This window comes from Pseudomonas sp. 22085 (genome assembly GCF_052045815.1).
In the GTDB taxonomy this organism is placed as follows: domain Bacteria; phylum Pseudomonadota; class Gammaproteobacteria; order Pseudomonadales; family Pseudomonadaceae; genus Aquipseudomonas; species Aquipseudomonas glycinae.
In genome coordinates this window covers 179,263-191,636 of the sequence record NZ_JBQEQA010000007.1, presented here as the reverse complement: position 1 = coordinate 191,636, position 12,374 = coordinate 179,263, and the positions used below count along the sequence as shown (strand labels likewise).

Sequence of the window (12,374 nt, the reverse complement as noted above, 5' to 3'; positions counted from 1 at the left end):
AAAGACGAAATTTCCGATCGTCTATAGTGCTTTCTTACCCAACAGGCGACTTTCCCCACCGGGACGGCTGCGATACCATCCGACTCCCCAACGGATTCCCGCCAGGACGACGCGATGAACCGAGTGTTGTACCCAGGTACCTTCGACCCTATTACCAAGGGCCATGGCGATCTGGTCGAACGCGCCTCGCGCCTGTTCGACCATGTGATCATCGCCGTCGCCGCCAGCCCCAAGAAGAATCCGCTGTTCCCGCTGGAACAACGGGTCGAGCTGGCCCGCGAGGTCACCAAACACCTGCCGAACGTGGAAGTGGTCGGCTTCTCGACGCTGCTGGCGCATTTCGCCAAAGAGCAGAACGCCAACGTGTTCCTGCGTGGCCTGCGCGCGGTGTCGGACTTCGAGTACGAATTCCAGCTGGCCAACATGAACCGCCAGTTGGCGCCGGATGTGGAGAGCCTGTTTCTCACCCCGTCCGAGCGTTATTCGTTCATTTCCTCGACCCTGGTGCGGGAAATCGCGGCCCTGGGCGGCGACATCAGCAAGTTCGTCCACCCGGCGGTGGCCGACGCCCTGACCCTGCGCTTCAAGAAGTAACGACCGTTCAAACGGCGCCCGCGTGCACTACGGGCGCCAATGCGGCACAATTGCGCGCATTGATTCATAGCGCCCGGGCTCCCCGCCCCGGCTGGAGTTAGCATGTCCCTGATCATCACCGACGATTGCATCAACTGCGACGTCTGCGAACCCGAGTGCCCGAACGCCGCCATCTCCCAAGGCGAAGAGATCTACGTGATCGACCCGAACCTGTGCACCCAATGCGTCGGCCACTACGACGAGCCGCAGTGCCAGCAGGTCTGTCCGGTGGATTGCATTCCACTGGACGAAGCCCATCCGGAGACTGAAGAACAGTTGATGGAGAAGTACCGCAAGATCACCGGCAAGGCTTGAGCCACTGAATCCGATCGCAGCTCCCGGCTGCGATCGTGTCATTCACGCTGCTCGAATCCCTCTCCGGTGCAGCCCAGGCAACGCACGAACGCCGCTTTCGCCGGCGCCACTACCAACGCCTCCCCGGCATCGCCAATCCCGCCACCCAGCGCGGTGAACGGCAACGACACGACGAACGCCCCGGCACCGATCACCGTTGCCACCACCAGCAATGGTCGGGCAATCAGCAGATCGCCGAGCATGGCGTAGGCCGGTGGATTCTGGATGGCGTAACGAGGGTCACCGCTGCCGCCTTCCGTGGCCTGAACGGTCAGGCTCAAGCACAGCAGCAGGGCAACGATGAGGGTTTGCAAGGACTTCATGGCACGATCCTTCGGGCTGAACAGTGAGACAACTCACTATAGACCGTAGGACTTTTTCGGACGCTTTGTTCAGCTTTGGCAGCGCGGGCACCAGACGCTGGCGCGCTGGCCGAGCTTCATTTCCCGCAGGCCCGTGCCGCAGACCTTGCAGTGCTCGCCGCCGCGACCGTAGACAAACAGTTCCTGCTGGAAATACCCCGGCTGCCCGTCGCCACCGATGAAATCACGCAACGTGGTGCCGCCGCGCTCAATGGCCGCCGCGAGGATGCGTTTGATCTCGATCGCCAGCTTCAGATACCGCGCCCGGGAAATGCCCTTGGCCTCTCGCCGCGGATCGATTCCGGCGGCGAACAGCGCCTCGGTCGCGTAGATGTTGCCGACCCCCACCACCACCGCGTTGTCCATGATGAACGGCTTGACCGCCATCGAGCGCCCGCGTGATAGCTGATACAACCGCTCACCATCGAACAGATCGGTCAACGGCTCCGGACCCAGGCGGATCAGCAACTCGTGATTGAGCGGGTCGGTGCTCCAGAGCATCGCCCCGAAGCGCCGTGGATCGGTGTAGCGCAGGGCCAGGCCCGACTCCAGCTCGATATCGACATGCTCATGCTTGGCCGCCGGCATCCCGACCTCAACCAGCCGCAGGTTGCCCGACATGCCCAAGTGGCTGATCAACGTGCCGACTTCGGCGTTGATCAGCAGATACTTGGCGCGCCGCTCGACCAGCACGATGCGCTGCCCGGACAGGCGCACATCGAGGTCTTCGGGAATCGGCCAGCGTAAGCGCCGGTCACGCACGATTACCCGGCTGACCCGTTGGCCTTCCAGGTGCGGAGCAATACCGCGGCGGGTGGTTTCGACTTCCGGCAGTTCAGGCATCAGTTCCTCGAATCATCAGCTTCTTGAATCAGTGCGCGCCAAGTTCGCGGATCGTCTGCTTCAACGTTTCGAAGTCGTAATCCGAGAGGCCGATGTATTCGAGCACCAGCGGCCCGACGGCCTGCCATTCGAAGTCTTCGGTCTGGTTGCCCAGTACCCGGTAGGACGCGCAGATGTGCTCGGCCATTTTCAGGATCGCCAGCAGGTTTTTCATCTGACTGTTGCGCGAGGTCTCGTCGCTGAAGATCGCCAGGGCATTGTGATGGTTGGCGATGGCCGCGCTGACATGCTCCGGCAGGCGCCAGGACTTCGCGGTGTAGTAACCCACCACAGAATGGTTGGTGTTGTAGACATCGTTCTCGGTGTCCACGACCCGGCGCTCGGCACTCGCATTGGCATAGGCCGTCTCCAACGTGGTCATGTAGTCGGGGAAACGCTGAAGCATCAGCGGCACGCCGCAGTCGTGGAACAGGCCCAAGGCATAAGCCTCGTCGCTCGCCTCGGTGCCAACGCGCTTGGCCAGGGTCAGGCAGGTCATGGCCACGTCCTGGGCGGTGTCCCAGAAACGGTTGAGGGTGACGATGGTGTCATCGTTCATTTCGCCCTTGATCGACATCGCGTTGATCAGATTGATGATCGAGCGACTGCCCAACAGATTCACCGCGCGTTTGATCGAGGTGATCTTGTTGCTCAGGCCGTAATAGGGCGAATTGACGATTTTCAGCAGCGAGCCGGACAGGCCGGGATCCTGGGAGATCAGCTTGGCGATCGTCTCCAGGTCGGGGTCGGGCATGTACTGCTCCATTTGCAGATCCACCATGATCTGCGGCTGCGCGGGCACACTGATGCCCTGCAGGGACTGTTGAATCTGTTCGGTGGTCAGCTCTTGGGACATAAGTACACACTCTGGGACAGGCGGCGATTCTAACCTCTAAAAACCGACGCACGACACACCAGTGGGCAATTCGCAGGAACTTTCACTTTCCACCAGCCTTCGGAATCTGTAGTGCCCGGAACAGATTCACGTCTGTCTCGGGCAGTATTCCCAACAGACTCAGGAGCTTAACGATGGCGACTTCTCTCAGCGGCAAGCGCGTCGCTTTTCTGGTAACCGATGGTTTCGAGCAGGTCGAACTGACCGGCCCCAAGCAGGCACTTGAGCAGGCAGGAGCGCAGGTTGACATCCTCTCTGCCGAAGCTGGCAGCGTCAAAGGCTGGAACCACGATAAACCGGCGGACGACTTCAAGGTCGACCAGACCTTCCAGAGCGCAAGCATCGATCAATACGATGCCGTGGTGCTCCCGGGCGGTGTGCAGAACTCTGACACCATCCGCATCGACCAGGACGCCCAGCACCTGGTCAAGACCGGTGCCTCCGCCGGCAAACCGATCGCAGTGATCTGCCATGGCAGCTGGCTGCTGATTTCGGCAGGACTGGTCAATGGCAAGACCATGACCAGCTACAAGACCGTCAAGGACGATCTGGTGAATGCGGGGGCGAACTGGGTTGATCAGGAGGTAGTAAAAGACGGCCACCTGATCAGCAGCCGCCAACCGGACGACATTCCGGCGTTCAGCAATGCGCTGATCGACGCGCTGTCGGCATAGGGCTCAGGCCCACAGACGCGGGGCGGGCCTGCTCGTGACGGGGTCTGCCGCGTTTCATCGCACACCAAACCCGGCATAAGGCGCAACACGGTATACTCCCGCTCTTTTTTCCGGAGCGACGTCATGTCCCTGCCTAGCTTGCGCCTCAAAGCCAACGCCGACCGTCGCCTGCGCGCCGGTCACCTGTGGATCTACAGCAACGAAATCGACGTGGCCGCGACCCCGTTGCACGGCTTCAAGGCCGGCGACCAGGCGATTCTCGAAGCCGCCGGCGGCAAGCCGCTGGGCATCGTCGCCATGAGTCCGAACAACCTGATCTGCGCCCGCCTGCTGTCGCGCGACATCAAGCTGCCGTTGGACAAGTCGCTGCTGGTCCATCGGCTCAACGTGGCCCTGTCACTGCGCGAGCGCCTGTTCGACAAGCCGTTCTATCGTCTGGTCTACGGTGATTCCGACCTGCTGCCAGGCCTGGTGGTCGATCGTTTCGGCGACATCCTCGTGGTGCAGCTCGCCTCGGCAACCATGGAAGCCCATAAAGATGACGTGATCGCGGCGCTGACCCAAGTGCTCAAGCCAAGCGGCATCCTGTTCAAGAACGACTCCGCCGCCCGCGATGCCGAAGGCCTCGAGCGCTACACCGAAACCGTGTTCGGCGTGGTGCCGGAGTGGGTGGCGCTGGAAGAGAACGGCGTGAAATTCGAAGCGCCGGTGGTTCAAGGTCAGAAAACCGGCTGGTTCTACGACCACCGCATGAACCGCGCCCGCCTGGCCCCTTACGCCAAAGGCAAACGCGTGCTGGACCTGTACAGCTACATCGGTGGCTGGGGCGTACAAGCCGCCGCATTCGGCGCCAGCGAAGTGTTCTGCGTCGACGCCTCGGGCTTTGCCCTCGACGGCGTTGAGCGCAATGCCGCACTGAACGGTTTCGCCGACAAGATGACCTGCATCGAAGGCGACGTCTTCGAAGCCCTGAAGGAACTCAAGGCCAGCGAAGAGCGCTTCGACGTGATCGTTGCCGACCCGCCTGCGTTCATCAAGCGCAAGAAAGACCTGAAAAACGGTGAAGGTGCGTACCGTCGCCTGAACGAGCAAGCCATGCGCCTGCTCAACAAGGACGGCATCCTGTTCAGCGCTTCGTGCTCGATGCACCTGCCGGAAGATGACCTGCAGAACATCCTGTTGACCAGCGCCCGTCACCTGGACCGCAACATCCAGCTGCTGGAGCGTGGTGGCCAAGGCCCGGATCACCCGGTACACCCGGCCATCCCGGAAACCCGCTACATCAAGAGCATCACCTGCCGCCTGCTGCCCAACAGCTGACAGACGCACGGCGTTGAAGCTATCGAAAGGGGAGCCCACGGGCTCCCCTTCTTTTTGTCTTGAACTTTGTTTTCCTACATTTATCGTCCTGCCGATGTGCAGGATATTTCCTTACATGTTTTATTTATTGGAATTTAACTTACACACTCACTTCCAGCCATAGATCACTCCGACAAAATTACTGGACAATTCCTACTTAATATTTGCTTGCGATTAATCCATTACAAACTATTATTAAGTCGTCACCACGGAGGTGACACCCACTAACCACGAAGCAACAATGAACAAGGAGTTCAATCATGAAAGCAATTACTCTGGAATCCCGCACCCTCGCAAACCTGGCTTTTCTGGTCGCACCTAAAGCCCGTTAAGTAAGGTGGGCGCTGGGTATAGCCGGCTACCCAGCGCCTCTGACAAAGCACCTATCCAGAGCAGCGTGCCCTAACATGCATATAAATCCTTATTTATTCATACTGCCACGAACGCCCGGCCAGATAGTCTGGAATTACAAAGACCATACTCAACATGAACTTGATCTGGAACATTGCTCCAGACTGGCGCAACTTATCCACGACCCTGACCTATATGACAATAGCAACATAATAGACGCACAGTTATTGAATGCGGGAATACTGACTTCTTCAAAAGTTCCGACACCTGTCTGGGGCTGGGATGAACTGTCCAGGATCTACCATATCGGGACTCGGAATATTCCGTGCGAGTACACGCCCCGAAACATTCAGGAATGGTCCAGGCAATACCTCGAACACTGCAACACAGTGCTTGCCACTGCACCTGCGCACGACATCCTTGCGGATCCAGGTCCGAACGCACTCATCGCCCTGCCCTCACCGCTGGTATTGAATGACGACAGCCTGTCGAATTCACTGATCCGGCGAAAGACCTGCCGCTCCTTCACCGGCACCGCCGTGTCACTGGACGATGTCGGCACCTTGCTTTACCTGTCCCTCGGTTACCTGCGAGAGCGCGAAGCCGACTGCGACGACAGCATCGCCGAAGGCCTTGGCGCGCGGCGCAGCAGTCCTTCCGGGGGCGGCCTCAATGCCTGCGCCGGGTTCGTGTTTGTACAGAACGTCGACGGACTGACGCCTGGGGTTTATGCCTACCACCCCGCCGAACACGCCCTGAGCTTCATCAACCCTTTGCCCGACACCGCACCTGGCAATCTGCTGGGGGGCCAGCACTTCATCAATAACCTGCCATTGGGGCTGTTCATCACCGCCCGCTTCGACCGGCTCTGGTGGAAATACCCGCACTCGCGCGCCTATCGAATGGCGCTCGTCGAAGCCGGGCATCTTTCGCAGACGTTTCAACTGGTGGCTACAGCGCTCGGCATGAACACCTGGCTCACGGGTGCGTTTTCCGATGATCAGGTCGAAACATTGCTGAAGTTCGAAAACAGTGCGGAACAACCCTTGTTCTTCGTCGGTTGCGGGGAAAGCGACGGCCAGGCGATGTGTCAGGAAATGCGCGACCTGCTGCGTGAGGCCCAGCCATGAGCGCTCTCTCCAGGGAGCCGGTCTTTCAATTCTCCCTGAATGACTGGAACACCCGCGCCTCGGTCCGCACCAGCACCCACGATTATCGTTTGCCGGCCAACGTGCAGGAACAACTGGAGACCCGGCACTGGTTTCCGCCGACGTTTCTACCGTACCTGGCCCATCCGGTCATCGAAGCAGCGGGCCGCTCGATGCTGCATCGGCTCACGGCCCGGCATCTGGTGCATTTTCTCGACTACACCACGCTGCTCGAACACCGGATCGTCAATCGCGCCGTCGAAACCATTGTCCACGGCGAGCTGCCCGTCGCGGTGCCGGCGCCGATGAAAACCGCCGCGCTCCAGCTCTACACCGACGAGGGCTACCACGCCCTGTTTTCCAACCAGGTGGCGGAGCAGATCGCCAGCCTCTACGGCATCACCAAGCGTCCGGTCATGCCCAGGCGAATCACCCGGATGAACCTGCTGATCGCACGCACAGACCAGCAGCAAAGGCCGCTGGCGTGCTTCTTACTGGGTTTCGTCTCGGAAACCATCATTGCCCGTGAACTGCTGGATGTCTGCCGCGACAGTCTGGTGTCCGGCGTCAACGACATGTTGCGCGATCACCTCACCGACGAAGCGCGCCACAGCCGGTATTTCACCGAAGTGTTCCACTATCTCTGGCTGCACCTGGACCCAAGGCAGCGAACGTTCACCGCGACGACCTTGCTCGACATTCTGGAAATCTTCTTCGAAGTGGATGAGCACTGGCTGCAGGAAAGCCTCTGCGGCGCGGACATTGCAGGCACCACGGTAATGGAGATTCTCGGCACGATCACAACGGCCCAGGCCAGTCGCCAGCGGGCACGCACCGGCAGCCTCGCCACAATGAGCGCGCTGAAGAAAGCCGGATTTTTCGCCGAACCTCAAAACCAGACACTTTTTGCCAGGGCAGGACTGATTGATGGATGACGGACAATCTGCGGTGACCCAACGACAGCGGCGCGGAGCTGTCAGCCTTTTGCTGGCGATGGTGCTGCTCGGCGTCTTTCCGCTGGATGTCCTGCTGCCTTCGTTTCCGGCACTGGCTGAGCACTTTCGCAGCACTCCGGCGGATATTGCCCTGTCGATCAGCCTGTTCGCGGTCGGGATTGCCTTCGCCCAGTTGCTGATCGGGCCCCTGTCGGATGTGATCGGACGCAAAGGCCTGCTGCTCGCAGGCATGAGCGTATCAATGCTCGGCGCCCTCGGATGCGTGATGACCTCGGATTATTCGCTGTTTCTGGTTTTTCGGGTGGTGCAGGCGCTGGGTTGCGGCTGTTTCGTGCTGTCACAGGCGCTGGTGCAGGATCTGTTCGAAGGCGAGGAACGTGATCGCCTGCGGATCCTGATGGTGACCGCCACCGGGATCTTCATTTCCGTATCTCCATTGGCCGGAACCTTGCTTCAGGCCGCGCTTGGCTGGCGCGGCAGCTTCTGGGTGTTCTCCGCACTGTCCGCCATCGTGCTACTCAAGGCATGGTGGTTTCTGGACAACAGCCGACCGGCAGCCCGTGGTACATCCACCCATTTCCTGAGGGCTTACCGGCGGGTACTGGGAGACTTCGACTTCGTCGGTTACTGGCTGATTTCAGCCTTCGCCTTCGCCTGCCACTTTTCGTTCATCGTGATTTCGCCGCTGATTTTCATGGACCGCCTGCAACTGTCTGCTTATGACTTCTCGCTGATCCTGCTGATCTACGGCGCCGCGTATGTGATCGGGGGCATCCTCGCCAGCGTACTGAGCAGACGCATCAACGGTAGCCAGCAAATTGTTGTCGGGCTGAGCCTGATCCTGTTCGCCGGCCTGACCATGCTGTACCTGGCATCGAACTTCGCACTGACCCCGACCACGGTGCTGATCCCGATGTTGATCTGCACCGCTGGCACCACCATCGCCCGGCCCGCCGCCACGTCGCGGGCTATGAGCCTGTATCCCGAAAATGCTGGCACGTCTGCATCCGCCGGCAGCACGCTGATCTTCATCTGCGGCGGCTTGATCAGTGCGTTGATCAGCCTGAGCCCTGCCAACCTGCAATCCACGCTGGGCTACAGCTTCGTGATACTCAGCGGAGTGGCACTGGCGTTGAACGCGCGGATCAGCCGTCGCAACGATCTGGTGGGGCAACCGGACAGCGATTAACCCTGCCGGTCGTCATCCCGCACGCTTCGTCAGCACTGGAACAACGTTTTGCGCCATTCCCTCCTGACGCCAGCGGTGTAGAATCGCGAGATTCATCGCCATTCATCCCCGGCGGGTTTATGAGCTCAGGCTGAGACCAGCGGCGATCCCGCAACGTCATCGGCAACATCAGGACACACGGCCATTTCTGAGTGTTCCAGACGTCAATAGAAGCTCACTCCCCTTTGATACCTGATTAGCCGCCCGGAGTGCTCCATGCCAGATTACCGCTCGAAAACATCCACCCACGGCCGCAACATGGCCGGCGCCCGCGCACTGTGGCGCGCCACCGGGATGAAGGATGACGACTTCAAGAAGCCGATCATCGCCATTGCCAACTCCTTTACCCAGTTCGTACCGGGCCACGTTCACCTGAAGGACCTGGGCCAGCTGGTTGCCCGTGAGATCGAACGCGCTGGCGGCGTTGCAAAAGAATTCAACACCATCGCCGTGGATGACGGCATCGCCATGGGCCACGACGGAATGCTGTATTCGCTGCCGAGCCGCGAGATCATCGCCGACTCCGTCGAGTACATGGTCAACGCCCACTGCGCCGACGCCATCGTCTGCATCTCGAACTGCGACAAGATCACCCCCGGCATGCTGATGGCCGCCCTGCGCCTGAACATCCCGGTGATCTTCGTCTCCGGCGGTCCGATGGAAGCCGGCAAGACCAAACTGGCCAGCCACGGTCTCGACCTCGTCGACGCCATGGTGATCGCCGCCGACTCCAGCGCTTCTGACGAGAAGGTTGCCGAGTACGAGCGCAGCGCCTGCCCGACCTGCGGTTCGTGCTCCGGCATGTTCACCGCCAACTCGATGAACTGCCTGACCGAAGCCCTTGGCCTTGCATTGCCGGGCAACGGTTCGACCCTGGCCACCCACAGCGATCGCGAGCAACTGTTCCTGCAGGCCGGCCGCACCATCGTCGAACTGTGCAAACGCTACTACGGCGAGAACGACGAGTCGGTACTGCCGCGCAACATCGCCAACTTCAAGGCGTTCGAGAACGCGATGATGCTCGACATCGCCATGGGCGGTTCGACCAACACCATCCTGCACTTGCTGGCCGCTGCCCAGGAAGCCGAGATCGACTTCGACCTGCGCGACATCGATCGTCTGTCGCGCAAGGTGCCGCAACTGTGCAAGGTTGCGCCGAACATCCAGAAGTACCACATGGAAGACGTGCACCGCGCCGGCGGCATCTTCAGCATCCTCGGTTCGCTGGCCCGTGGCGGCCTGCTGCACACCGACCTGCCGACCGTGCACAGCCGCAGCATGGAAGAAGCCATCGCCAAGTGGGACATCACCCAGACCGACGATGAAGCCGTACACCATTTCTTCAAGGCCGGTCCGGCGGGTATCCCGACGCAGACCGCGTTCAGCCAGTCGACCCGTTGGGAAACCCTGGACGACGACCGTGAAAACGGCTGCATCCGCAGCTTCGAACATGCCTATTCGAAAGAAGGCGGCCTGGCCGTGCTGTACGGCAACATCGCCCTGGACGGTTGCGTGGTGAAAACCGCCGGTGTCGACGAGTCGATCCATGTGTTCGAAGGCAACGCGAAGATCTTCGAAAGCCAGGACAGCGCCGTGCGCGGCATCCTCGCCGACGAAGTGAAGGAAGGCGACATCGTCATCATTCGCTACGAAGGCCCGAAAGGCGGCCCGGGCATGCAGGAAATGCTCTACCCGACCTCGTACCTGAAATCCAAAGGCCTGGGCAAAGCCTGCGCCCTGCTGACCGACGGCCGTTTCTCTGGCGGCACTTCTGGTCTGTCCATCGGCCACGCTTCGCCAGAGGCTGCGGCCGGCGGCGCGATCGGCCTGGTGCAGGACGGCGACAAGGTGCTGATCGACATTCCGAACCGCTCGATCAACCTGTTGATCAGCGACGAAGAGCTGGCGGCACGCCGGGTCGAGCAGGACAAGAAAGGCTGGAAACCGGTCGAGAAGCGTCCTCGCAAAGTGACCACTGCCCTCAAGGCCTACGCCCTGCTGGCGACCAGTGCCGACAAGGGTGCGGTGCGCAACAAGGCGATGCTCGACGGGCTGTGATGCTTAACCGTCGTGCATAAAAATGCCCCGCCAAGTGCGGGGCATTTTTTTGCCTTCAGTTTGATCGTTTTGATCGTTCCCACGCTCCCGCGTGGGAATGCCTCAAGGGACGCTCTGCGTCCAGTGACGCGGAGCGTCACGGGCTGCATTCCCACGCAGAGCGTGGGAACGATCATCGCGCTCTGCTCGGGAGTAATCACCGTAGCAATTACTGGATTTCTTCCGGTTTGACGATCACCCAGTTCTTGTCCGCCGTCACCGGCAAACCTTCTTTCGCCTGGGCCGCCGCGTGTTTGGCCATCATGCCCTGGATCTGGGTCATGTATTTGTCCTTGCGGTTGACCCACAAGTGAATGCCGCCCTTGGCCACGTCTACATCATGGAACAGCATGTAGCCGTCGCTGGTCGGCGTGTCGCCACCCACCAGTACCGGTTTTTTCCACTCGTCGATGTAGGTCAGAATTGCCGCGTGCTTGCCGGCCATCCAGGTCGCCGGGGTCCACAGGTACGGGGTCAGTTCGAGGCCGAGGTTGGCTTTCTCGTCATATTTGCCGGCGGTGATCTGCTTGCGCGCGGTGGTCAGCTCGCCGGTTTCGCGGTTCTTAAGCAACGTGGTCACGCCGATCACGTTCTGCGGTTTGACGTTGTAGCCGTACTTCGGATCGGCCGCGACCATGCGCACCAGTTCTTCGGAGGCGGCGGTCATCACGTAGACCTCGATGCCGTTCTCCATCAGCTTGTTGTACAGCTCTTTCTGGCCAGTGAAGATCTTCGGCGGATTCACATCCAGATTCTTGACCACATCACCTTCGTAATAAGTCGCCGGCACCGGTTTGCCCGAGGCCATGAGCTCATCGACGTAGCCCTTGAGTTCCTTGAGGGTAAAGCCGGAAAACACTTGCGCGACCCATGGATAGCAGACCATATCGTCGACTTCGCAGAGGCGGTAGTAGTAGCTGAACAGGCTTTCCTTGTGGTCGGCGGTGTCCTTGAACGGCATCAGTTTGAGGGAGGGGTCGAGCTTGTCGCGGGTGATCAGACCCTTGTTTTCCATGAACGGCAGCAACGACTCTTCGAGGTCGTAGCGGTAACTGGTGTTGTCCATGTCGAACACCGCGTAGTTACCCTTGTTGGCGTTGGCGGCGATCATCGCGTCCAGCGCCTTGGCCTGATCGGCCGGCCAGTGTTTCAGGTCGGTGGCGAATGCCTGAGTGGCCAGGCCCATCCCCACAGTCAGTGCGACAGCCAGAAATTTCGGTGTGAACTTCATTGGCGCTTTCTCCCTGGGTCAAAGAATTCGACGCTAACAAATATGTGTGACAGTCCTCGTCTGTCAGCGACCGTCCACGTCCGTTTCGCGCCAGTTGCATCCCCGAGAGCGACACGCGCTTATTCCAAAAACGACGAACCACCTTCGATTTCGGTATTAAATCATTGGAAATCAAGCTGTTAGGCTTGCCGGTTCGCAACAGCC

General features: G+C 60.1%; 12 protein-coding genes. 8 read left to right on the top strand and 4 right to left on the bottom strand.

Going from position 1 to position 12,374, the window contains the following annotated elements; genetic code table 11:
- Nucleotides 1-114: 114 nt before the first annotated feature.
- The gene (coaD, locus tag ACTJK7_RS10870; protein ID WP_003229157.1) at nucleotides 115-594 is read left to right on the top strand and encodes a pantetheine-phosphate adenylyltransferase; all 480 of its coding nucleotides are present in this window, start codon (nucleotides 115-117) and stop codon (nucleotides 592-594) included.
- Between the two features lie 102 nt (nucleotides 595-696).
- Entirely contained in the window at nucleotides 697-948 is a 252-nt protein-coding gene (locus ACTJK7_RS10865) for a YfhL family 4Fe-4S dicluster ferredoxin (protein WP_003195146.1), read from the top strand.
- Nucleotides 949-986: 38 nt separating this feature from the next.
- Here ACTJK7_RS10865 and ACTJK7_RS10860 read toward each other — a convergent pair whose 3' ends face one another.
- The 3 genes from ACTJK7_RS10860 to ACTJK7_RS10850 all read right to left on the bottom strand — a co-directional run bounded on the left by ACTJK7_RS10860 (nucleotide 987) and on the right by ACTJK7_RS10850 (nucleotide 3,033).
- A complete protein-coding gene (locus ACTJK7_RS10860; RefSeq protein ID WP_011336397.1) occupies nucleotides 987-1,310 on the bottom strand; it encodes a hypothetical protein in 324 nt (107 codons plus the stop codon).
- A gap of 69 nt (nucleotides 1,311-1,379) precedes the next feature.
- On the bottom strand, nucleotides 1,380-2,192 hold the full coding sequence (mutM, locus tag ACTJK7_RS10855) for a bifunctional DNA-formamidopyrimidine glycosylase/DNA-(apurinic or apyrimidinic site) lyase (RefSeq protein WP_007953423.1): 813 nt from the start codon (nucleotides 2,190-2,192) through the stop codon (nucleotides 1,380-1,382).
- A gap of 28 nt (nucleotides 2,193-2,220) precedes the next feature.
- The gene (locus ACTJK7_RS10850; RefSeq protein WP_166673436.1) at nucleotides 2,221-3,033 is read right to left on the bottom strand and encodes an HDOD domain-containing protein; all 813 of its coding nucleotides are present in this window, start codon (nucleotides 3,031-3,033) and stop codon (nucleotides 2,221-2,223) included.
- A gap of 227 nt (nucleotides 3,034-3,260) precedes the next feature.
- On the opposite strand from ACTJK7_RS10850, the gene ACTJK7_RS10845 reads away from it, so the two are divergent.
- The 6 genes from ACTJK7_RS10845 to ilvD all read left to right on the top strand — a co-directional run bounded on the left by ACTJK7_RS10845 (nucleotide 3,261) and on the right by ilvD (nucleotide 10,900).
- Nucleotides 3,261-3,800 carry a type 1 glutamine amidotransferase domain-containing protein gene (locus ACTJK7_RS10845; RefSeq protein WP_108563480.1) on the top strand — a complete coding sequence of 180 codons (540 nt, stop codon included), beginning with the start codon at nucleotides 3,261-3,263 and terminating at the stop codon, nucleotides 3,798-3,800.
- 123 nt (nucleotides 3,801-3,923) lie between these two features.
- Nucleotides 3,924-5,120, top strand: coding sequence for a class I SAM-dependent rRNA methyltransferase (locus tag ACTJK7_RS10840; RefSeq protein WP_039767907.1), 1,197 nt, complete (start codon nucleotides 3,924-3,926; stop codon nucleotides 5,118-5,120).
- Nucleotides 5,121-5,566: 446 nt separating this feature from the next.
- Complete coding sequence (locus ACTJK7_RS10835; protein ID WP_323150993.1) at nucleotides 5,567-6,640, top strand: SagB family peptide dehydrogenase; 1,074 nt, start codon at nucleotides 5,567-5,569, stop codon at nucleotides 6,638-6,640.
- Complete coding sequence (locus tag ACTJK7_RS10830; RefSeq protein WP_108563482.1) at nucleotides 6,637-7,593, top strand: diiron oxygenase; 957 nt, start codon at nucleotides 6,637-6,639, stop codon at nucleotides 7,591-7,593. The genes ACTJK7_RS10835 and ACTJK7_RS10830 overlap by 4 nt, the downstream gene beginning before the upstream one ends.
- The gene (locus ACTJK7_RS10825; RefSeq protein WP_108563483.1) at nucleotides 7,586-8,803 is read left to right on the top strand and encodes a multidrug effflux MFS transporter; all 1,218 of its coding nucleotides are present in this window, start codon (nucleotides 7,586-7,588) and stop codon (nucleotides 8,801-8,803) included. The genes ACTJK7_RS10830 and ACTJK7_RS10825 overlap by 8 nt, the downstream gene beginning before the upstream one ends.
- A gap of 255 nt (nucleotides 8,804-9,058) precedes the next feature.
- Nucleotides 9,059-10,900, top strand: coding sequence for a dihydroxy-acid dehydratase (gene ilvD, locus ACTJK7_RS10820; RefSeq protein WP_064380052.1), 1,842 nt, complete (start codon nucleotides 9,059-9,061; stop codon nucleotides 10,898-10,900).
- A gap of 208 nt (nucleotides 10,901-11,108) precedes the next feature.
- Here the strand turns inward: ilvD and ACTJK7_RS10815 are convergent, their stop codons facing one another.
- Complete coding sequence (locus ACTJK7_RS10815) at nucleotides 11,109-12,170, bottom strand: phosphorylcholine phosphatase (RefSeq protein ID WP_011336406.1); 1,062 nt, start codon at nucleotides 12,168-12,170, stop codon at nucleotides 11,109-11,111.
- Between the last annotated feature and the right edge of the window lie 204 nt (nucleotides 12,171-12,374).